The sequence below is a fragment of the Falsirhodobacter sp. 1013 genome (genome assembly GCF_051195255.1).
In the GTDB taxonomy this organism is placed as follows: Bacteria; Pseudomonadota; Alphaproteobacteria; order Rhodobacterales; family Rhodobacteraceae; genus Falsirhodobacter.
Map to the genome: position 1 here is coordinate 101,276 of NZ_JBNJLK010000009.1, position 21,815 is coordinate 123,090.

Below are 21,815 nucleotides of genomic sequence, written 5' to 3' on the forward strand. Positions count from 1 at the left end.
AGCTGTCAACTTGGCACCGCCTTGGGACTGACCTGCAACGCCCGCACCATGGCGCTCGCGTCGAAGCTGCCCGCGCGCGCCTTGGACACCAGCGTTCGCAGATACGCCCCGGGGCGCTGGATACGGCCAAACCTTTGCAGGATGCACAATACGGCTGTGGCGGCCTGGCTCGGCCCCATATGCTGCTCCGCCTGTCGCCACACGTCCGGAGTTATGCCCATCATCGGGCAGAGCTTTTGGGCCGTGTCCTGCATCCCGCGCCACGTCGTGATGGGACTCTGCGCATAATCCGCACTGTCGGGACATGCGGACAGGATCGTGTCCAGGCACAAGGACGGCTTTTTGCCCGTGTCTACGCGCGTTCCAGATTCAGATAGAGTTTTGTTTGAACTCTGTATGTGCCGCTCAATCTGGCTGTCATTGCCGCCCGGATGTTCTGCAGCAAGGGGCAGGTGAGAGAGTGCTTGATGCGCGAGATGGGCCGCTTCGGCCGTCAACTCCCGCATGTCGGTCAACGAAAGCTTGCGTCGCAGCCTGCGTTGAAGGTCCAGCAGGGCCAGCGTCCGCTCCTCGTGAGCCGGCAGCTGCGATGCATCGCGCAGATGCAATACGGCAGCCTCCCGCAGAAGCTGAAGTTCTTCGGCCTCGGCCTCGGCGTGTCGAGCAGCGGTCATGATCTCCTCACTGCGCACCAGCAGGGGGCGCAGGTCGAAGCCGAAAGCGCGGGAGATGCCGCCGGTCGCGTCGCGGCGGGCGAAGCGTTTTCCGTTGGGGCTGTCGTGGCGCAGGATCAGTCCTGCCGTCACCAAGGCGGCCAGATGACGGCGCAAGGTGCTTTCGGGCATTCCGTGCAGCCGTTCCGACAGGCGCGCGTTCGATGGGAATACGATCAGGGATACGTCGGCGGCGAGGATCGGGGTGGGAAGGAAGGACAGCAGGGCCTGAAGCACATGGAGATCGCGGTCGCTCACCTGGAAGCTCTTCCGGGCGACGCTAAGGTCACGCAGCAAAGCCCACTTGTCGGCGGGAACGGCAGGGCAGGGGGCATCGGCCAGCCTGCGATGTGCCGAAAGGTCAGCCGCAGCCGGACGCCGCCCGAAGGGCGTCGTGGAAATATGTTTCATCCGCATTCACGAGGATGCAAAAATCGGTCCGTCGGACAGACGGGTGTTGACAGCTGTCAACTTTTGCCGTTACGTGCGAGTGCTTAGATCGACGAAACGGCCTCTCGGGATGTCATGTCCTGGGGGGCTTTTCTTTTGCGGTCCCTTGTCGTGCCTCCTGTGTTGATGTTGCTTTTATTCTCCGCGGCCGGAAAGCCAGTCGCGGTGAAGCCGGTCCATGTTCGCGACAAGCCAGTCGTCAAAGCCGTTCGCCTTGTCGCGCGCGATGTTCAATGTGGTCGTCCGCGCACCACGCGTGACTTCGCCCAGCGGCGTGCCATCCGCGCCGGTCAGCACGGGGCGTTCGGCGGGTTTTGGCGGGGCGCTGACATGGGTCAGGACCGCCTCGAACCGCGCATCGGACGCGTCGCCCTTGGCCGCCCCCACCAGGGACGGGACGTCCATGTCCTTGATGCGCGTGGCCAGCGTCAGCCACCGGTCGCGGCCGATACCGGGGGCCGCGCCGATGGCCGTCAGAAGGGCAGGGGGGATGGCGTCCGCGATGGACAACATGCGCGAAATCAACGTCTTGTCGATCTGGAGGGCGTCGCAGATCACCTTGCGGTCGAAGCCGCTGTCGCGCATGTGGCGGGCGAAGTTCGCCTTCTCGATGAAGGACAGGTCCTTGCGCGCGGTGTTTTCCTGCCCCTGCGCCACGATCAGGTCGCGGTCGTTCAGCTCCCGCACCATGGCCTTCACGGGCTGGTTCAGCAGCTTCATCGCGGCCACGCGGCGGCGGCCATAGACGATCTCGTACCGCCCCTCGGTGTTGGGGGAATGGCGCAGAAGGACAGGGACCTGCTGGCCATATTCGCGCATGGATTCGGCCAGAAGCGCGATGCCGTCCGGATCTTCATCCAGACGGTCGCGCAGGCCGGCATGGTCTATCATATCGACGGGAACCTCGATAACGGAACGGTTCCGCAGGTCCGCGATCGATTGGCTGACCGCCCCGATGGCGCCCTTCGTCACCCGCGGCTGCGCCGACAGGGCAGGGGGATTGGCCGAGGGGGTCAGGAGGCCCTTCAGAAGATCCTTGCGCGCCATCACGTCACCCCTTTCCGGCCCCAGGCCTGCTGGATCAGCGCCTCGATCTCGCCGTTGACGGCGTTCAGGCTTTCCATCGCGCGTTCGTAGGTGGACCGGGTGAACTGCCCCCGTTCCACCTCGTAGAGGGTCTGCTTGGTGATGCCCGCGTCCGAGATGGCGGTCGATTTCAGCACCGGATGGTTCAGCACATGCTCGCCGAACATCGACCGCATGAAGGACACCATCTGGTTCTGCGGCCCGTCGCCGGGCTCGTACCGCGTCACGACATAGCGCAGCCAGTCATAGCTCATGTTGCCACCCGCCTCGGCCACGACGCCAAGGAGGTTGGAGGTCATCAGTAGGAACTGGCACATCGACATGACGTCCAGCATCTGCGGGTGCACGGTGACGAGAACCGCCGTGGCGGCCGAAAGCGCGGACATGGTCAGGTACCCCAACTGCGGCGGGCAGTCGATCACGACCACGTCGTAATCGTCCTGCACCTCGGCCAGCTTGTCGCCCACGCGGGTAAAGAAGAACTGAGCCGACCGTTCGGCCAGCGCGCGCGGGGTTTCGTGCTCGAACTCCATCAGGTCGAGGTTGCCGGGGATGATGTCCAGCCCGGGGAAGTAGCTTTTGCGAATCACGTCGCGCAGGGGCAGGGGATCTTCGTATCGGATCGCATCATACAGCGTGCCGCCATCGATCAGGTCGAATTCGGGCTGGAACCCGTGCAAGGCCGAAAAGCTGGCCTGCGGATCCAGATCCACCGCCAGCACCCGGTATCCGTCCAGCGCCAGCTTCTGCGCCAGATGGGCGGCCGTCGTGGTCTTGCCCGATCCGCCCTTGAAGTTGATGACGGTGATGACCTGAAGATGGTCGTCCTTGCGGCGCCCGGGAATGTAGGTTCCGGGTGTTTTCGTCCCCTTTTCAAGGAGTTGGCGAAGATCCTGCACGTCCGTCAGGCTGTAATAGCGCCGCCCGCCCGCCCGCGTTTCGGGGCTGGGACCGCGCCCGTCCAGATGCAGCTTGCGCAGATAGGCGTCCTTGACGCCCAGAAGGTCCGCCACTTCGCCGCTGGTGAACTTGCGCAATTCCTTGCTGGCATCCGGGGGGAAAAGCTGTTCACGATGCGCCTGAAGCCGTTCGGACAGCCGCTGGGCGTGTTCGCCCACCAGAACGTCGATTCGTTCCTGACGCTTCATCTTCGCCCCTTGTGGTTCAGCGTGTGTTACGCTTGAACTCGTGATATCTGCTTCTTGCCGTAAGTGAATGAGGGAGAATCCGGATTCGGGCAAGGGGTTTTTCAAGTTCGGCCGCGCAAAACCGGCCAGAAGGCCGCCGCCCCTGCACGGCTTGCGAACGGACACGGTCACGCTTTCAAATCTGCGAAGGTTGACTTTCAATCAGCCGAACGTCAGATTTCAACCGGCCGACGCCTGTCAAAGGATTCTTCGATGTTTCAACGTCACGCCGCCGCCCGCATCGCCGAGGCGCTGGAGGACACGCGGGTCGTTCTGATCTCCGGCCCCCGCCAGTCGGGCAAGACGACGCTGGCCGAGGGGCTGGCGGCCAAGGGGCGGGCCTTCTTCACGCTGGACGATCCCACCACGCTGGAGGCCGCACGCACCGATCCCGTGGGCTTCCTGCGCGGCCTTGACCGCGTGGTCATCGACGAGGTGCAGCGCGCCCCCGGCCTTCTTCTGGCCATCAAGACCGAGGTGGACCGCGACCGCCGTCCCGGACGCTTCCTGCTGACCGGCTCCGCCAACCTGATGACCCTGCCGAAGGTCGCCGATTCACTGGCGGGGAGGATGGAGACGGTGCCCCTTCTTCCTCTCTCGCGCGGAGAGATCCTGGGCCGCAAGTCCAGCTTCCTCGACAAGCTGCTGACCGGCCGTCCGGCCACGGTGGGCGACCTGATCCTGGGGCAGGACCTGGTGGAGATGGTGCTTTGCGGCGGCTATCCCGAGGCCGTGGCGCGGACGCGCTGGAGCCGGCGGCAGGACTGGTACCTGAACTATGTCGACGCCCTCGTGCAGCGCGACGTCCGCGACATCGCCGAGATCGAGAAGCTGGGCCTTCTGCCGCGCCTTCTGCGGATGATGGGGGAACATTCGGGGCAGCTCGTCAACGCCTCGGCGCTTGGCGCGCAAGTGGACCTGAACCACGTCACCACCCTGAAATACATGCGCCTGTTCGAAAGCCTGTTTCTCGTGGACACGCTGCCGCCCTGGTTCAACAACCGCATCAAGCGGCTGGTGAAATCGCCGAAGCTGCATTTTCTGGACGCGGGCCTTCTGGCGGCCCTGCGGGATCTCTCGCCCGAGCGCGTGCGGCAGGACCGGCCCGCCTTCGGCGCGGTGCTGGAAACCTTCGTCTTTTCCGAACTCCGCAAGATCGCGACGTGGAGCGACGAGCGCCCCACCTTCGGCCATTTCCGCGACAAGGACCAGACCGAGGTCGACATCGTGCTGGAAACCCGCCGCGGCACCGTGGCGGGGGTGGAGATCAAGGCCTCCGCCACCGTGCGGGCGGAGGATTTCAAGGGGCTGCGCAAGCTCGCCACCGCGCTGGAGGATCGCTTCGTCCAAGGCGTGGTGCTGTATGACGGCGACCGCGTGGTGCCTTTCGGCGAAAAGCTGTTCGCGGTGCCGCTGTCCAGCCTCTGGTCCGACGGATAGGGATCAGAAGGCGGCGCGATAGATGGCCAGCACGTCCTCCACGCTCATGTCCCGGGGGTTGTTGTTCATCAGCCGGCGGATGGCATGGGCGTCGGCGGCGAAACGGGGAAGCTGATCTTCCGTCGCGCCATGGGCCGACAGGCGCATCTCCACCCCCAGGTCCGCGCAGAAGCGGTGGGCGGCTTCGGCCAGATCGCCCGTCAGACCAAGCGCACGCGCCACTTCGGCCGTCTTGTCGGGCACCGACTCCTCGTTGAAGGCCAGCACATGCGGGAAGATGATCGCGTTGGCCAAGCCATGCGGCAGGTGCAGCAGCGTGCCCAGCGGATAGGCCAGCGCATGCCCCGCCGCCGTGTTGACCGGTCCAAGGCAGATCCCGCCATAGAAGGAGGCGAGCATCATCCCCTCCCGCGCCTCGGTGTCCGTGCCGTCCTGCACCGCGCGTTTAAGGAAGCGGCCCACAAGGCCGATCCCCATGCGGGCGAAGCCGTCGATCACGGGGTGGGCGTTGATGTTGGTGAAGGCCTCCACGCAATGGGCCATGGCGTCGATGCCGGTGGCGGCCGTGACGGCGGGCGGCACGCTGAAGGTCAGGACCGGATCAAGCACGGCCAGATCCGCGATCAGATGCGGGCTTTCCACGGCGATCTTGGCGCCCGCGCCCGGATCGGTGATCAGCGCGCGGATGCCGGCTTCGGACCCCGTGCCGGCGGTGGTGGCGACCTGCACCAGCGCGGTGCGCCGGCCCGCCACCTTGTTCGGACCGGCCACATCGGCCAGCGTCTGTTCGCCGTCCCACAGCGCGGCCACCAGCTTCGCCACGTCCATGGCCGACCCGCCGCCAAGGCCCACGACCAGATCGGGACGCGCGGCACGGGCCGCCGTCAGCGCCGCCTCAAGGCAGGCGATGTCCGGTTCCCCCGGCAGGTCGTCGAAGATCGTGATCTGCCCTGTCAGGCCCAGCTTGTCGGCGAAGGCGGCCGTGTGCGGCGTGGCCAGCACGAAGGCGCGTTGGGCCGCAAAGACCTCCCCCACGCGGGCCGAGGCGCCGGCCCCGATCTCCAGTCGCTTGGGCAGGTGGATGGTGATGTTCCTCATGCTGCTTTCCCCGCGACCAGCTTGCGCGCATAGGCGATGGCCTCGATCATGTTGCCGTGGTTCGCGATGCCCTTGCCCGCGATGTCGAAGGCCGTCCCGTGATCGACCGAGGTGCGGTCGATCGGCAGCTCGACCGAGACGTTGACCGCCGTGTCGAAGGCCACCAGCTTGATCGGGATGTGCCCCTGGTCGTGATACTGCGCGACCACCAGGTCGAAGGCGCCGGAAAAGGCGCGGTGGAACACCGTGTCGGCCGAAATAGGGCCCGACGCGTCGATTCCTTCGGCGCGCGCGGCGGCGACGGCGGGGGCGATCTGGTCCACATCCTCGGTCCCGAACAACCCGTTTTCGCCGCAATGGGGGTTGATGCCCGCCACCGCGATGCGCGGGGCCGCGATGCCGATGCGCTTCAGGTGGGCGTTGCCGGCGCGGATCGTGGCCAGCACGCGTTCCGTCGTCGCCCGCCGGATCGCCTCGGACAAGGAGACATGGGTGGAGACGTGGATCACCTTCAGCTTTTCCGAAGCCAACAGCATGTAGGCCGCGGCCGATCCGGTCAGCGACCGCAGCATTCCCGTGTGGCCGTCATAGTGGTGACCGGCGGCGTTCAGCGCTTCCTTGTTGATGGGGGCGGTGACGATGCAGCCGATCTTGCCCGCCTGCGCGTCCCGCACCGCCTGTTCGATGAAGCGGAAGGCCGCGTCCCCCGCCACGGGCGACAGCTGGCCCCAGGGCAGGGGGGCGCCTTCGATGGGCAGGTCCACGACATGCCCCTCAAGTTCCACATCGCAGCCGACGGCGACCTTGGCCGCTTCCAGCGTGGCGCGGTTGCCATAGATCAGGGTGCGGGCGCGGTCGGCGGGCGACATCCCGGCCAATGCCTTCACGCTGATTTCGGGGCCGACGCCCGCGGGGTCGCCCATGGTGATGCCGATGGTGTCGCTCATGCAAGCCTCGTCGCGTTGGCCGCCCAGCCCGGCGACAGCCGGACGTATCTGATGGCGCGGCGGTGGTAGGTGTAGGTGATGTGCAGCGTCCCGTCCGGGCCCTCCAGAAGCCAGGGATAGGACATTTCCTTGTTCCGCCCGTCGGTGGAATCGTTCGACGTGCAGGTGCCGGGGCCGTCTTCCACGATCAGGCGGTCGGGGAAGGTGCGCCCGCCATCCGACGACAGGCACACCGCCACCGGCGCGCGCGGCACGCCCCAGACGGGCACGCATCCCCCCGTGGGGTCGGCGTCGGGGCGGTCGTCCTCCTCCCCCAGCTCGTCATAAAGCGAGGCGCGCCGGTCGGTGCTGGTCGCGGCCGAGGACAGGTTGCAGATCAGCGCGATGCGCCCGTCCGCGATCCGTGTGGCCGCGATGGAGGAGTTGTTGTTCGGCAGATCCGTCGCCTCGGGTGCCGACCAGTGGCGGCCGTCCCTGCTGTCGCTGCGGAAGACGTGGTCGGCCTGACGGCGGCGGAAGAAGGCGGACATGGCGCCGTCCATGGGCACCGGGCTCATGTGGACGGAACCGATGGAGCCTTCCACCGCCTCCAGCTGCCATGTCTGGCCCTGGTCGAGGGAGATGCCCATGGCGGCGTCGTCATGGCTGCCGTTCCACTTCTGACCGGGGCGGGACGCGCAGCGAAAGATCGGCAACAGCCAGCCGCCATCGTCGCGCACGACCACGTTGCCGCGCACGAAGCAGCCGCGCGGCAGGTCCAGATAGCGCCCTTCACCGACAGTCACGCCGTCCGCATCGCGCGTCAGGTGCGCCATGCGGATGCGGCATTCGTCCTGGTTGCCCGAGGGCTGGGAGGTGTGGAACAGCCACATCCGCCCGTCCGGCGCGTGGAACACGACGGGGTTCTGTTCGGAATGGTCAGGATCATGGCTCAGCACCCGGACCGAGCCCCATTGATCCGCGCCCGCCGGCAGAAGGCTGCCATGGATGGAGATGTCGGATTTCCCTTCCAGCGTGCCGCCGAACCACACGCACAGCAGCGCGCCATCCGGCATCAGCGACAGGAATGAGGCGTGGTTCTGGATCATGGGCGAGGGCAGGAACCCTTCCGCCCGCTCCGGCGACACAGGCGTCACGCGCCCCGTCATCGCCTGGGCGATCTGCTCCGGCGTCATCGAATCCTCCTCCTCCATCCTTGCCCCGACAGTCAACGCGTAACAACAGGTTGTCAAGTTGAAGCGTAGTTTCTTCTTGGCGTGGCAGCCTTCATGCGTTTCCAGAAGTGATGAAATAAAGGGTTATATACCTTCGTTTTCCGGACATCTCCGCATTTACACAAACCGACATTGACAACTTTGTACCCCCGGCGCATGTTCTTTCCGCAGATGGGGAGGGTCCGGAGGAGGAGCTTCATGCCCGCGTCCCGCATCGCCTTGGGAGGTTTGTGATGAAGACTACGCTTGCGCTTGGCGCGCTGATGCTCGCCGCCGGACTGGCGCCCGTGCACGCCGCCGACACCGACATCAGGATCGTTCTCAGCGAGGAACTGGACCTGATGGAGCCGTGCATGGCCACGCGGTCCAACATCGGCCGCGTGATCCTGCAGAACATCAACGAAACGCTGACGGAATACGACACGCGCGGCGGCCAGGGCGTCATCCCCCGCCTTGCGACCAGCTGGGAACAGAAGGACGATGGCGGCTGGCGTTTCCACCTGCGCGACGGGGTGACCTTCTCGGACGGGTCGACCTTCGACGCGGCGGACGTGAAGCATTCCTTCGACCGCGCGATGAGCGACCAGATCAGCTGCGAAACGCCGCGCTATTTCGGCGGCATGACGGTGGAGGCGACGGTGGTCGACGACAAGACCGTCGATTTCAGCGCCGATCCCGTGCAGCCGATCCTGCCGCTGCTGCTGTCGCTGGTCACGATCGTCCCGTCCGAAACCCCGATCGAATTCACGCGCCAGCCCGTCGGCACCGGCCCTTACGAGCTGACCGACTGGTCCCCCGGCCAGCAGATCGTTCTGACCCGCCGCGACGGCTATTGGGGCGAACAGCCCAAGGTCACCTCGGCCACCTACCTGTTCCGGACCGACCCGTCCGTCCGCGCCGCCATGGTCGCGGCGGGGGAGGCGGACCTCGCCCCCTCCATCGCAGATCTGGACGCCACGAACGAGGCGACGGATTTCAGCTACCTCAATTCTGAGACCGTCTACATCCGGCTGGATCACACGGTGGCCCCGGTCAACGACCTGCGGGTGCGCAAGGCGCTGAAGATGGCCATCGACCGCGAAGCGTTCATCGGCACCGTCATGGCCGACGGCACGCTGCTGGCCACCGCGCTGGTGCCGCCGACGACGGCGGGCTGGAACCCGGACGTGGAACCCACCGCCTATGATCCCGAAGGCGCGAAAGCCCTGCTGGAGGAAGCCCGCGCCGATGGCGTGCCGGTGGACACGCCCATCAAGCTGATCGCGCGCACCGGCAACTTCCCCGCCGTGACCGAGGTGGGCGAGGCCATCCAGCAGATGCTGACCGATGCCGGCTTCAACATCGAGCTGCAGTTCCTGGAAGTGGCGGAGCACGAGCAGTATTACTCCCGCCCGTTCCCGACCAGCGCCGGCCCCTACATGCTGATGGCGATGCATGACAACGACAAGGGCGACCCGGTCTTCACCATGTTCTTCAAGTATGACAGCGAAGGCCGCCAGTCCGGCACCCACGATCCGAAGGCCGACGAGTTGATCGCCGCCGCCTCCGCCGCCACGGGGGAGGAGCGGGCGAAGCTCTGGTCCGAACTGATGGCCTATCTGTACACCGACATCGCCGCCGACATCCCGCTGTTCCACACGGTCGGGTTCACACGGGTTGGCGAAAACCTTGACTTCAAGCCCACGATCGCCACGAACTCGCAACTGCAACTGTCGCAGATCGGGTTCAAGTGATCCACCAGATCCCGGGCGACCTCCACGCCCGGGACCCATTCCCCAAGGACATAAGATGACCCAAGACGCGTTCGTGGCCCTTGTCACCTGCTTTCATGATGACGAGACGATCAATTTCGACGCCACCCGGCGCCAGGTCCGCCGCCAGGTGGACGCCGGCAACAACATCATGTGCGCGGGCACCAATGGCGACTTCACCGCCCTGACCTTCGACGAAAAGGTCGCCCTGACCGGAGCCGTGGTGGAGGAAGTGGCCGGACGTGCGAAGGTCATCGTGAACGCCGGAATGCCCGCCACGTATGAGACGGTGAAGCTGGCGCGCGCGTTCGACCGGCTTGGCGTGGACGGCATCGCGGTCATCACGCCCTTCTTCATCGCCTGCACGCAGGACGGGATGGTGCGCCACTTCACCGCCGTTGCCGATGCGGTGACGACGCCCGTCTATCTTTACGACATCCCGGCCCGCACCCAGAACCACATCGAACCGGCGACAGCAAAGGCGCTGGCCGATCATCCGAACATCGCGGGCATCAAGGATTCCGGCGGCGCGCAGGAGACGCTGGAGGCCTATCTTCAGGTGGGCCGCGAAAAGCCGGCCTTTGCCGTCTATTCAGGCCCCGACCATCTGGTGCACTGGTCGCTGATGAACGGCGCGGCGGGCTGCATTTCCGGCCTTGGCAACGTCATGCCCGACGTGCTGGCCGCCATCCTGCGCGCCCACAATGCGGGCGATCACGCCGAGGCGGAGCGTCAGCAGGAGATCTTCGGCAACTTCCGCAAGGACCTTTACGCCCTTGGCTATCCGCCGGCGCTGGTGAAGCGCGCGCTGTTCCTGATCGACCCGTCGGTCGGGGCCAGCCGGCAGCCGGCGCTGCTGCCGGACGCCGAGCAGGACCGCAAGATCACCGCGATCCTGCAGAAATACGCGCTGGTCTAGGGGGCGGGGCGCGGGATAAGGACCCTCGAATGCACAGCGACACGCTTCCCCTTCTGGCGATCATCGCCGACGACCTGACCGGCGCGCTGGACGCGGCCGCCCCCTTTGCGGGCCGCGGCCTGCGGGTGGAGGTGGCGCTGTCCCCCGACGCCGTTCCCGAAGCCGTGGACACGGGCGCGCAGGTGATTTCCGTCAGCACCCGTTCGCGTGAGGTGGGGGCGGAGGCCGCGCGCGCGGCGGTGAAGACGGCGCTGGCGGGGCTGCCCGCCGGGGCGCGCCTGTTCAAGAAGGTGGATTCGCGCCTGAAGGGCAACATCGCGGCGGAGCTTTCGGCCTTTCCGGACGGCCCCGCGCTGGCCGCCCCCGCCATTCCCGATCTGGGCCGCGTGGTGCAGGACGGCCGCGTGGCGGGCTTCGGCGTGGCCGATCCCATCGCCGTCGCCTCCCGCCTTGGTCGCCCCGCCGCCATTCCCGACACCGCGACCGAGGAGGAGATGCGCGCCGCATTGGCCCATGCGGGCGACGCGCTGCTGATCGGCGCGCGGGGGCTGGCACGCGCGCTGGCCGTCCAGCTGACGGGGCAAAAGGACGAGGACGCCCCCGCGCTGGCCGGTCCGCGCGGGATGCTGATCGTGGGATCGCGCGACCCGATCACGCTGGCACAGCTGGCGGCGCTGGAGGGGGTGAGGCCGGTGCAGGCGCCGAACGGCATGATCCCCGAAACGCCTACGGCGGACATCACCCTGATCCAGGCCACGCAAGGCGATGACAGGGTGGACGGAACCGTCGTGGCCGCCAACCTCGCCCACGGGCTGCGCGCCCTGCCGACCCCCGACACCCTGTTCCTGACCGGTGGCGCCACGGCCGAGGCGGTCCTGTCCGCCCAAGGCATCCGCACCCTGCGCCTTCTGGGCGAGGCGTTGCCCGGGCTTCCCGTGGCGCAGGCGGCCGGCATGACCATCGTCGCGAAATCCGGCGGCTTCGGGGCCGAAGACACGCTGGCCTGCGTGATCCGCATGATCCGGGAGGGGTAGGATGCAACTCGCACCGCAATCGGGCCGCAAGAGCCTTGCCGAACTCGTTTTTGACCGGATGCAGAAAGCGATCAAGTCCGGCGCCTACCAGGCCGACGAACGCCTGCCGACGGAGCATGAGCTGGCGGCGGAGTTCGAAGTTTCCCGCCCCGTGGTGCGCGAGGCTTTGCGCCGGCTGCGCGATCAGGGGCTGATCTATTCGCGGCAGGGCGCGGGCAGCTTCGTGCGCGCCATCGGGCTGAAGCAACCCTTGGGCTTCGGAGCGTTGGAAAACGTGGCCGACCTGCTGAACTGCTACGAATTCCGCATCACGATGGAGCCGGAGGCCACCGCCTGCGCCGCCTTGCGTCACGAGCCGGCTGATCTGGCCCCACTGGCCGCGGCGTTGGACCTGATGCGCGACGCGACGAATCGCCAGTCCCATCGCGCGGACGCGGACTTCCAATTCCACCTTGCCATCGCGCACCTGTCAGGCAACCCCTATTTCGCCACCGCGATGGAGGCGCTGGAGGATCATATCGCCGCCGGGATGCGCTTCCACGGCGCTTCTATCAAACGCGAAACCAGCGGCCTGTCGCAGGTATTTCTGGAGCATTCGGAGATCTTCGCCGCCATCCGCGACCGTGACGCCGACGCGGCGCGCCGCCTGATGCGCGCCCACCTGATCGGATCGCAGGATCGCGTCTTCGGGAAGCGGACGCCGGCGCGGGGTTAAAGCCCTTCCAGCTCCTCGGGCGGGATCAGCGCACCGCGATGGCCCACCACCTTCATCGCGACGGCATGGCCGCGCCGGGCGGCCTCCTCGGCCGACGCACCGGTCAGCCGGGCCGCCAGATAGCCGCCGTTGAAGCTGTCGCCCGCGCCGGTCGTGTCCACCGGCGTCACGCGGTCCATCGCGGGCAGGGGGCGCAGGTCGTCGCCAAGGGCCAGCGCCATGTCGGCCCCGCCATTCTTCACCAGCACCTCGGCCGCGCCAAGATTGCGATAGCGGCGGGCGGTCGCGTCCGGATCGGCATCCCCGAACCACGTCGCTTCATCATCATGCGAGGGGAGGGCGATGTCGGCCAGCCGCGCGGCTTCGGTCGTGGCGGCGCACATCGCATCCGTGGACGCCCAAAGACGCGGGCGCAGGTTCGGATCGAACACGATCCGCGCCCCTTCCGTGCGGCGCTTCGCCAGCGCCGCGAACAGCGTGGCCCGCGCCGTGTCCGTCAGGATCCCGATCGTGATGCCGGAGAAATAGATCACGTCCGCATCGGCAACACCGGCCGCCAGCCGCTCCGCGTCATCGGCCAGCGTTCGCGCGGCCGCCGTGTCGCGCCAATAGGTGAAGCTTCGTTCGCCGTCCTTCAGGTCGATCATGTAAAGCCCCGGCACGCACGCCGGATGGCGTTGGACGCGCGAGGTGTCGATCCCGCCGTCTTCCATGAACCGCAGCATCCGGTCGGACAAAGGGTCCGTGCCCACGGCGCTCAGATAGCCTACCTGCCAGTCCGTCGGCAGCAGGGCGCGCAGATACCAGGCCGTGTTCAGCGTGTCGCCGGCAAAGCCGGTGCGAAAGACGCCCGCCTCCTCCGTCCCGGACAGTTCGACCATGCATTCGCCGATGGACAGCAGCTTCATCCTCATCCCCCTCCCAGAGCCTTGGCAACGTTGTCGGACAAGCCTGCGCCCAAGACAAGGCGAAGATGCGGGGGGAACCACCTTCCTTGTCCTGCGGTTCGGTTTCCATCGGCACACGCGAAAGGTAGACAGCATGTTCCCCATGATCGCACAGCGCCCGCGGTGGCGCGCATGATCCCGCCCCGTCTTCACGCGGCCCTCGACGCGGCCTCGGTCGTGGCGCTGGCGGTGGCGCCGTCGGTGCTGCCCATGTCGTCCGCCACGAAGCGCAACCTGCGTCTGACGGCGCTTGGCCTTGCGGCCTACAGCCTTGTCACCCGCTATGACGGGCGGCACGCGGGCGGGCTGAACCTGAACGAACATCGCGTTCTGGATGCGGCGCAGGGCATGGCTTTCTTCCTTGCCGCCGCGATGCAGGACAGCCCCGCCCTGCGCGGCGCGATGGGCGGCTATGGGGCGCTGTGCCTTGGGGCGGCGGCATTGACCGCGCCGCTGGCCGCGCCGGGCGTGGCGCTGCCACCGCTGGCGCTGACCGGCGTGAAGATGGACCGCGTGACCGAGGTGGCAGCGGATCTGGCCTATCTGCGGACCGGCATCGTCAACGTCGCCTTCCTTGGCCACCCGGATCAGGGCGACTGGGTTCTGGTCGATGCGGGCCTGCCGGGCTGCGCCTCTGCCATCCTGACGGCGGCGCAGGATCGTTTCGGCGGGCGGCCCCCGGTGGCGATCCTGCTGACGCACGCGCATTTCGACCATGTGGGCGCGTTGCAGACGCTGGCCGACCATTGGGACGTGCCCGTCTACGCCCATCCGCTGGAACGCCCGCATCTGGACGGCGACGCCTCCTATCCCCCCGCCGCGCCCGAGGTGGGGGGCGGCACGATGGCCACCCTGTCGCCCTTGTTCCCGCGCGGCCCCGTGCGGCTGCGGGCGCGGGTGCGGGACCTGCCGGCGGACGGCACCCTGCCGATGCTGGACGAGTGGAGCTGGCTGCACACGCCCGGTCATACCCCCGGCCACGTGTCGTTCTGGAAGGAACGGACGCGCGTGCTGGTGGCGGGCGACGCCTTCACCACCACGCAACAAGAGTCCCTGCGCGACGCCGTGGCGCAGAAGCCGGAACTGCACGGCCCCCCCGCCTATTTCACCTCCGACTGGGCGGCGGCCGAAGCCTCGGTCCGCAAGCTGGCGGATCTGGAGCCGGACGTGATCGTGACGGGCCATGGTCCGGCGGGGGCCGGGATGCGGTTCCGCTCCGCCCTGCACCAGTTGGCGAACGGCTTTGCGCGGATCGGGCTGCCGCCCGCCAGCCGCTATCTGGGCCAGCCGGCCGAACCGGCACGTCTTCGGTGACCGGACAAAGGCCGCGGGTTCCGCGGCCTTTGTTCTTCAGGCTTTCGAACGTTCCGCGCGCAGGGCGCGGGTGGTGGCGTCGAACAGCGGGAAGGCGGCCATCTCCTCCAGCGGGACGCCCAGCTTCAGGCGCCAGTTCGGGTATTCGTCCAGCGTGCTGGGCACGTTGACGGGCTTCGTCTCTCCCACCAGATCCTCCAGCCGCGCGGCGAACAGAAGGGACGGCGTGCGGGCCATATGGCGATGCACGGCCACCACGAGCTCCTCCGGCGCGGGGCCGGGGGCGACCTTGTCGCGGGTCACAAGGCCCGATGCCGCCAGATCCCCCAGCAGTTCGCGCCGTTCGGTCGTGCGGGACGCCGCCTGCTCCTCCGCCGCCTCGGCGCTGATCAGGTCGTGCGAGGCGCGCAGCGCGATATCGTCGCCCATCCACCACCCCTGGAAGGTCGGCAGGTCATGCGTGGACAGGCAGGCCAGCGCCAGCGCCGGATAGTCGGGCGGGGGGATGTAGCCATCCTCGGTCCGTTCGAAGAAGAAGATGCGATAGGACAGGATCCCCGTCTCCTCCATCACGTCGCGGAAGCCGGGGGGGACGTTGCCCAGATCCTCCCCGATCACGAGGGTGCGGTTCTTGTTCGACGCCTCGGCCAGCGCGGTCAGCATGTCGCCGATGGGATAGCGGACATAGGTGCCTTCGGCCGGACCGGCGCCGTCGGGGATCAGGAACAGCTGCCACAGGCCCATCGCATGATCGATCCGCAGGGCGCCCGCCTGCTGCGTCGCCTGTTCCATCAACCCGCGATAGGGTGCGGCGCGGCTTTCGGCCATCCGCAGCGCCGACAAGGGGGCCAGACCCCAGTCCTGCCCGTATTCGTTGAAGTAATCCGGCGGCGCCCCGATCCGGACCGAGGACATCACATCCGGATCGCCCCAGCTGCCCGACCCGTCCGCCGCTTCCCCCACGGCAAAATCGAGGTAAAGCCCGATGTCCATTCCCGCCGCATCGCAGGTGGCGCGGGCGGCGGCCAGTTGGCGGTCGGTTTCCTGCTGCAGCCACCGGTGGAAGGCGATGTCGGCGGCGTGATCGCGGGCAAAGCCGGCCACGGCGGGACCGGCGACGTCATGGTATTCGGCGGGCCAGGCCTGCCAACCGGCGCCGTGGCCTTGGGCGGCCATGGCGGCCGACAGCGCCTCGAACAGGGCGTGGCGGTCCAGATCGGCGCGGCCCTGCGCGTGGAAGTCCGGCGGCACATCAGGGCGGCCCGCCCCTTCCCAGATCGTGCGCAGCGCCTGCATCTTCAGGGCGGTCACGGCGGGGTAATCGACCAGATCGGTGTCCCGCAAGGCGGCCAGCGCGGCCATGTCCACCATGTCGGGGCGGAAGCCCGCGACGTGGTCCACCGCGATGTAGATCGGGTTCAGGAACCGCCGGTTCGAGGGGGAGAAGGGGCTGCGGCGCGACGGGTCCGACAGGAACAGCGCGTGCAGCGGGTTCAACCCGATGAAATCCGCCCCCGCCGCGCCCAGAAGGCCGGCCAGCACCTCCAGATCCGCGAAATCGCCGATGCCCCAGTTCCGCGCCGAACGGATCTGGTACAGCTGCAACGCCACGCCCCAGACGCGCCGCCCGTCCGCCGGAAGATGGCAGCGGACGCCCCCAGGGGCGCGCAGTTCGTGCGGATGGTCCAGCGCCGGGGTGTCGCCGAAGGCCTTCACCAAGGCCTCCAGCGTCTGGCGCGGCGCGGTGTGGACGGTGCCGCCCATCCCCTCGTATTCCGGCTGGATGCCGAAGCTGCGCGCGCGTGTTTCCAGACTGTCCATTCGCCCACCGTTCTTGCCATGGCGGACCTGTTCCGCCCCGTTGGCAACGTGCCGGATCCGCGCGTTGTTCCGGGGGCCCGCGTCAGTCGTCCAGCGCCCGCACCTCATACGCCTTCAGAACGCGGCGCGCGGTCCGGCCATAGCTGTCGGGCAGGGTGCGCAGGGCGGGGAACAGGGCGAACAGCTCCTCCCGCACGGGGGCGGACAGGGCGTCGAGGCTGTAGCCGCCGGGGTGATAGCTTTCGGTGGCCGCGCCGTTGGCCCAGATCACCTCGTGCCGATCGAACAGCAGGTGGATGTAGGTGACCGCCTCCCGCTCCTCCACCGTGACGGCGGTGCCGTCGACCATGTGACGGGCGGGGGCCAGCACCTCGTCCTCGGCGAACAGAAGCTGCGCGCGATACCCTTCGATCAGCATCCGGTGCTGGGGGGAGACGAGGAGATCCGCCGTCAGGTCCGGCAAGGCGCGCGGGCGCAGCAGGATCGGGGCGAAGCGGCCCTTGCCCGGCACGGTGGAGGTGCCGATCCAGCGGATGGCCTGCGGGCCGCGGTCGCGCGTCAGCACCATGTCGCCCACCCTCAGCGACTCCACCGGACGGGTGCCGCCCAGCGTGCGGATCATCGCGCCGGGGGTGAAGCAGATGATCTGGTCCACGTCGCGGAAGGGGATGACGGTGCCGTTGGCCAGCGTGACGGTTCCCGTCTTGGCGCCCGTGGCGGAGTTGCGGCCGGTGATGTCGGTGGTGAAGCCCGTCTCCTCGCCCATGTCAAGAATGTGCTGGCCGTCGGGGGTTGTCACCTCATACGGGGACGGGGGGACGCCGATCATCGGGCTGGTGGCCAGATCCACCCTCTGCCCGCCCGTGTCGGGGCCGGCAATGTGCGCGTGGATCAGGTTGGAGCCTTCGTTTTCCCAATACACCACCTCGATCGAGTAGGTGCCGGACGGAAGCTCCACCGTGCCGCTGCGGCCCGTGAACCCCTGGTGATAGTCGTTGTCGAGGAACGCCTTGTCCTGCCCGTCCGCGTTGTGGAAGGTCACGGGGTTTCCGTCGGCGTCGCGGATCACGATGCGCGATCCGTCGTCCGAGGAGGTGTCGAAGGTGTAGGTGCCGCCTTCGGTCACGTTCAGCGTGCTGGTGTAGACGACGCCGAAGTTGTCGGGGTTGGTGTCCGTTCCCCGCACGGATTTCGCCAGCGCGTCCACCTCGAAACCCTTGGCGTAGCCCTGGCCCGTCAGCGTGCCCGAGGTGATGTCGTCCGCCTGCCCGTCGGCCGAGGTGAAGTCGTGATCGTAGAAGCGGTAGGCCCAGGAACCCTCGGCCCCGGTGGTTTGATCGGTCATGGTCGTTCCTTCGACATCGCTTGTCCTGATGCCGACGGGTTTGGCCCCCATATCTTTCCGAGGACTGAAGATCGCGCGCGGTGGGCGCAACGCAATATCAGCAATTTTACGGATGCTGCGGGGGACCGCCTTGCCATTCCCCGCGCCACGGGCCTATGGAGCCGCCATGCAAGCCTCCCTGTTCGACAGCCCCCTTTTTGGAAGCGCGGTGATCGCGGGCTTCGAATGCGGCCTTGTGCATCACGGCCGCCACGATCTTCTGCACACCACCGGCCACACCCCCGGCAGGCGGATGGCGGACCATTTCCGCATCGCGCGGGATCACGGCATGGTCACGGTGCGCGACGGGCTGGTGCCCGGCCATGACATCGGGGACCGGCTGCGCGTGGCCCATGCCGCGGGGGTGGAGGCGATCTGGGACCTGTCGCATTACCACCGCAACCACGATCCCGCCCATTGGGCCCGCAGCGTGGCCGAGGAGGCGCTGGCCATCAACGGACCGGGCCGCCTGTGGCTGTGCCCGGTCAACGAACCCTCGCTTTATCCGCGCATCGCCGGCCTGCCGTGGCACGAGGCGGTGGACATGGCGATCCTGATGGCCCGCGTCGCCCGCGATCATCACCCCGACGTGGGCATCCTGACGACCGACCCGATCATCGGTATCGGCGACCGCCAGTTCGCGGCGACGGACGCCATCGTTTCGGCGGTCCACGTGGATGTGGTGGGCGTGAACTATTACCCGCACACCGCGCGTACGGCGCTGTCGAAGGTGCTGCTGAAGACATGGCGCCGGTATGGCAAGCCGGTGATGGTGTTGGAAACCAGTTGGCATGACGGCCATCCCGTCCACCACCACCGTTACCCGAACTTCCACAAGGGCCTCTGGCTGCGGCACGTGCTGGAGGAGATGGAGATCGCCCGCCGCCGCGGCGCGGACGTGCAGGGCCTGTGCTGGTATCCGGTGATCGACTGCCCGCCCTGGCACGCGCCCCGGTCCCGCCAGAGATGGAGCCACGGGCTGATCCGGGCCGACCTGTCGGTGGACCCCCTGCTGTCGGACGCGCTAAGGCAACTGGTGTGATCATTGCACCAAGCGCAATGGATTGCTGATTATTATACGGATTATGTTCATGGTCCATCTGGGGCAGGTTGGTCTTGCAACGACATCAACCCCTTGGAAAGGACCACGGACATGACCGGCAAACTGGAACTTCTGACCGCCCTGAACAGCCAGATCATCTTCATCGACCACCAGCCGCAGATGGCCTTCGGCGTGCAGTCGATCGACCGGCAGGTCCTGAAGAACAACACCGTCGCGCTGGCCAAGGCCGCGAAGATCTTCGACATCCCGACGACGATCACCACCGTGGAAACCGAAAGCTTCTCGGGGCAGACCTATCCGGAACTGCTGGACGTGTTCCCCGACGCCCCGCTGCTGGAACGCACCTCCATGAATTCGTGGGACGACCGGAAGGTGCGCGACGCGCTGGCCGCCAATGGCCGCAAGAAGATCATCGTGTCGGGCCTGTGGACCGAGGTCTGCAACACCTCCTTCGCGCTGTCGGCGATGGCCGACACGGATTACGAGATCTACATGGTGTCCGACGCCTCGGGCGGGACCAGCAAGGAAGCGCATGACATGGCGATGCTGCGCATGATCCAGGTGGGCGTGATCCCGGTGACCTGGCAGCAGGTGATGCTGGAATGGCAGCGCGATTGGGCCAAGCGGGACACCTACAACGCGGTGATGAACGTGGTGCGCGAACATTTGGGCGCTTACGGCATGGGCGTCGATTACGCCTACACCATGGTGCACCAGGCGCCGTCGCGCAGCGCGCATACCGGCGCGACGCTGGCCCCGATCCCGGCCTGAGGCGTTTTCCCTTCCGGCGCGCCCGTTGACGCCGGAAGGGCCCCGTTGACACAATCGCCCCCACCGGCCCGGCAAACGCCGGGCGCAGCACAAGGACGTCCTGATGCACCCCGACCTGATCCTTCACAACGCGCGCATCACGACGCTGGACCGCGAGGCGCCCATGGCGCAGGCCGTCGCGATCAAGGACGGCACCTTCACCGCCACCGGCAGGGATGCCGAGATCCTGAAGCTGGCCGGGGAGGCGACGCGCTTGATCGACATGGGCGGGCGGTCCGTGCTGCCCGGCCTGATCGACAACCACACCCATGTCGTGCGTGGCGGCCTCAACTACAACATGGAGCTGCGGTGGGACGGCGTGCGGTCCCTGTCGGACGCCATGAACATGCTGCGCCGGCAGGTGGAGATCACGCCGCCGCCGCAATGGGTCCGCATTGTCGGCGGCTTCACCGAACACCAGTTCGCCGAAAAGCGCCTGCCCACGCTGGAGGAGATCAATGCCGCCGCCCCCGACACACCCGTCTTCATCCTGCACCTTTACGATCGCGCGCTTCTGAACGCCGCCGCCCTGCGCGCCGTGGGCTATGACCGCAACACGCCGAACCCGCCCGGAGGAGAGATCCAGCGCGACGCGCGCGGCAACCCCACCGGCCTGCTGCTGGCCAAGCCCAACGCGGGGATCCTGTACGCCACGCTGTCGCGTGGGCCGAAACTGCCCTTCGACTATCAGCTGAACTCCACCCGCCACTTCATGCGGGAGTTGAACCGGCTGGGCGTGACCGGCGTCATCGACGCGGGCGGCGGGATGCAGAACTATCCCGACGATTACGAAATCATCCAGAAGCTGGCCGATGACGATCAGCTGACGGTGCGGCTGGCCTACAACCTGTTCACCCAGAAGCCGAAGGAGGAGAAGGAGGACTTCCTGAAATGGACGAAGTCGGTCAAGTACCGGCAGGGCACCGACTACTTCCGCCATAACGGCGCGGGGGAGATGCTGGTCTTTTCCGCCGCCGACTTCGAGGACTTCCGCGAACCGCGCCCCGACCTCGTGCCCGAGATGGAGGAGGAGCTGGAAGACGTCGTCCGCATCCTGGCCGAGAATCGCTGGCCCTGGCGGATGCACGCCACCTATGACGAAACGATCACCCGCGCGCTGGACGTGTTCGAGAAGGTGAACCAAGACATTCCGCTGGACGGGATCCACTGGTTCTTCGACCACGCCGAAACGATCTCCGACCGCTCCATCGACCGGATCGCGGCGCTTGGCGGCGGGGTCGCGGTGCAGCACCGCATGGCCTATCAGGGCGAATATTTCGTGGAACGCTATGGCGCGCGGGCGGCCGAGGCCACGCCGCCGGTGGCGAAGATGCTGGACAAGGGCGTGCACGTGTCCGCCGGAACGGACGCGACGCGGGTGGCGTCCTACAACCCGTGGGTGGGGCTGTCCTGGCTGGTGTCGGGCAAGACGGTGGGCGGCCTGCGCCTGACGCCGGAACGCAACCGGCTGGACCGCGAAACGGCCCTGCGGATGTGGACGGAAAAGGTCGCGTGGTTCTCCAACGACGAAGGGCGGCGGGGGCGGATCGCGCCGGGCTACCTTGCCGATCTGGTGGTGCCCGACCGCGACTTCTTCGCCTGTCCGGAGGCCGACATTCCCGACATCACGGCCGACCTGACGATGGTGGGCGGCAAGGTCGTCTTCGCCAAGGGCGCGTTTGCGGACCACGACCGCCCGATCCCGCCCGCGATGCCCGACTGGTCGCCCGTGCGCAACTTCGGCGGCTATGGCGGCTGGGGCCAGACGCAGGTGGCGCAACAGGCGGCGGTCCGCTGCGGCTGCGCGTCGTCCTGCGGGGTGCACGGGCACGACCATGCCAGCGCCTGGGGCAGCGGCGTTCCGGTGTCCGACCTCAAAGGCTTCTGGGGTGCGCTTGGCTGTGCCTGCTGGGCCGTCTGAC

18 protein-coding genes are annotated in these 21,815 nt (G+C 67.4%); 9 read left to right on the forward strand and 9 right to left on the reverse strand.

All coding sequences use genetic code 11. The annotated features are described in order from the left end of the window. Positions 1-5 precede the first annotated feature (5 nt). The 3 genes from repC to repA form a co-directional block, all read right to left on the reverse strand. The gene (gene repC / locus ACSHZY_RS13310) at positions 6-1,130 is read right to left on the reverse strand and encodes a plasmid replication protein RepC (protein ID WP_435169875.1); all 1,125 of its coding nucleotides are present in this window, start codon (positions 1,128-1,130) and stop codon (positions 6-8) included. Positions 1,131-1,298: 168 nt separating this feature from the next. Continuing rightward, positions 1,299-2,210 (reverse strand): plasmid partitioning protein RepB, encoded by a 912-nt coding sequence (gene repB / locus ACSHZY_RS13315; RefSeq protein ID WP_435169876.1) that lies wholly within the window; start codon positions 2,208-2,210, stop codon positions 1,299-1,301. Further along, positions 2,210-3,397, reverse strand: coding sequence for a plasmid partitioning protein RepA (gene repA, locus ACSHZY_RS13320; RefSeq protein WP_435169877.1), 1,188 nt, complete (start codon positions 3,395-3,397; stop codon positions 2,210-2,212). Before repA ends, repB begins: the two co-directional genes overlap by 1 nt. A 252-nt stretch (positions 3,398-3,649) precedes the next feature. Here repA and ACSHZY_RS13325 point away from each other — a divergent pair, with 252 nt between their 5' ends. Continuing rightward, positions 3,650-4,876: an ATP-binding protein gene (locus ACSHZY_RS13325; protein WP_435169879.1), complete on the forward strand. Its 1,227-nt coding sequence runs from the start codon at positions 3,650-3,652 to the stop codon at positions 4,874-4,876. A gap of 3 nt (positions 4,877-4,879) precedes the next feature. Here the strand turns inward: ACSHZY_RS13325 and ACSHZY_RS13330 are convergent, their stop codons facing one another. Genes ACSHZY_RS13330 through ACSHZY_RS13340 form a run of 3 tightly spaced genes read right to left on the reverse strand, consistent with a single transcriptional unit; the run spans position 4,880 to position 8,096 of the window. Continuing rightward, positions 4,880-5,974: an iron-containing alcohol dehydrogenase gene (locus ACSHZY_RS13330; RefSeq protein WP_435169880.1), complete on the reverse strand. Its 1,095-nt coding sequence runs from the start codon at positions 5,972-5,974 to the stop codon at positions 4,880-4,882. Then, on the reverse strand, positions 5,971-6,921 hold the full coding sequence (pdxA, locus tag ACSHZY_RS13335) for a 4-hydroxythreonine-4-phosphate dehydrogenase PdxA (RefSeq protein WP_435169882.1): 951 nt from the start codon (positions 6,919-6,921) through the stop codon (positions 5,971-5,973). Before pdxA ends, ACSHZY_RS13330 begins: the two co-directional genes overlap by 4 nt. After that, complete coding sequence (locus ACSHZY_RS13340; protein ID WP_435169885.1) at positions 6,918-8,096, reverse strand: sialidase family protein; 1,179 nt, start codon at positions 8,094-8,096, stop codon at positions 6,918-6,920. The genes pdxA and ACSHZY_RS13340 overlap by 4 nt, the downstream gene beginning before the upstream one ends. A 272-nt stretch (positions 8,097-8,368) precedes the next feature. Here ACSHZY_RS13340 and ACSHZY_RS13345 point away from each other — a divergent pair, with 272 nt between their 5' ends. The 4 genes from ACSHZY_RS13345 to ACSHZY_RS13360 are packed head-to-tail and all read left to right on the forward strand — an operon-like array spanning position 8,369 to position 12,554. Beyond that, on the forward strand, positions 8,369-9,868 hold the full coding sequence (locus ACSHZY_RS13345; protein WP_435169887.1) for an ABC transporter substrate-binding protein: 1,500 nt from the start codon (positions 8,369-8,371) through the stop codon (positions 9,866-9,868). A gap of 55 nt (positions 9,869-9,923) precedes the next feature. Then, positions 9,924-10,805: a dihydrodipicolinate synthase family protein gene (locus ACSHZY_RS13350; protein ID WP_435169888.1), complete on the forward strand. Its 882-nt coding sequence runs from the start codon at positions 9,924-9,926 to the stop codon at positions 10,803-10,805. 29 nt (positions 10,806-10,834) lie between these two features. Then, positions 10,835-11,839: a four-carbon acid sugar kinase family protein gene (locus ACSHZY_RS13355; RefSeq protein WP_435169890.1), complete on the forward strand. Its 1,005-nt coding sequence runs from the start codon at positions 10,835-10,837 to the stop codon at positions 11,837-11,839. 1 nt (position 11,840) lies between these two features. Beyond that, positions 11,841-12,554, forward strand: coding sequence for a FadR/GntR family transcriptional regulator (locus ACSHZY_RS13360; RefSeq protein ID WP_435169892.1), 714 nt, complete (start codon positions 11,841-11,843; stop codon positions 12,552-12,554). Here ACSHZY_RS13360 and ACSHZY_RS13365 read toward each other — a convergent pair. Continuing rightward, complete coding sequence (locus tag ACSHZY_RS13365) at positions 12,551-13,462, reverse strand: sugar kinase (RefSeq protein WP_435169894.1); 912 nt, start codon at positions 13,460-13,462, stop codon at positions 12,551-12,553. The genes ACSHZY_RS13360 and ACSHZY_RS13365 overlap by 4 nt on opposite strands. 171 nt (positions 13,463-13,633) lie before the next feature. Here ACSHZY_RS13365 and ACSHZY_RS13370 point away from each other — a divergent pair, with 171 nt between their 5' ends. Beyond that, on the forward strand, positions 13,634-14,815 hold the full coding sequence (locus ACSHZY_RS13370) for an MBL fold metallo-hydrolase (RefSeq protein ID WP_435169896.1): 1,182 nt from the start codon (positions 13,634-13,636) through the stop codon (positions 14,813-14,815). 36 nt (positions 14,816-14,851) lie between these two features. Here the strand turns inward: ACSHZY_RS13370 and malQ are convergent, their stop codons facing one another. Together malQ and ACSHZY_RS13380 are read right to left on the reverse strand one after the other, a co-directional pair. Continuing rightward, the gene (gene malQ / locus ACSHZY_RS13375; RefSeq protein WP_435169897.1) at positions 14,852-16,636 is read right to left on the reverse strand and encodes a 4-alpha-glucanotransferase; all 1,785 of its coding nucleotides are present in this window, start codon (positions 16,634-16,636) and stop codon (positions 14,852-14,854) included. A gap of 82 nt (positions 16,637-16,718) precedes the next feature. Then, the gene (locus ACSHZY_RS13380) at positions 16,719-17,981 is read right to left on the reverse strand and encodes a Hint domain-containing protein (protein WP_435169899.1); all 1,263 of its coding nucleotides are present in this window, start codon (positions 17,979-17,981) and stop codon (positions 16,719-16,721) included. A gap of 166 nt (positions 17,982-18,147) precedes the next feature. Here ACSHZY_RS13380 and ACSHZY_RS13385 point away from each other — a divergent pair, with 166 nt between their 5' ends. From ACSHZY_RS13385 to ACSHZY_RS13395, 3 genes are all read left to right on the forward strand, one after another. Beyond that, positions 18,148-19,062, forward strand: a complete 915-nt coding sequence (locus ACSHZY_RS13385; RefSeq protein ID WP_435169900.1) for a glycosyl hydrolase 53 family protein — start codon at positions 18,148-18,150, stop codon at positions 19,060-19,062. 111 nt (positions 19,063-19,173) lie between these two features. Beyond that, positions 19,174-19,854: a hydrolase gene (locus ACSHZY_RS13390; RefSeq protein WP_435169902.1), complete on the forward strand. Its 681-nt coding sequence runs from the start codon at positions 19,174-19,176 to the stop codon at positions 19,852-19,854. Between the two features lie 103 nt (positions 19,855-19,957). Further along, the gene (locus ACSHZY_RS13395; RefSeq protein WP_435169905.1) at positions 19,958-21,814 is read left to right on the forward strand and encodes an amidohydrolase family protein; all 1,857 of its coding nucleotides are present in this window, start codon (positions 19,958-19,960) and stop codon (positions 21,812-21,814) included. The last annotated feature ends 1 nt before the right edge of the window (position 21,815 follow it).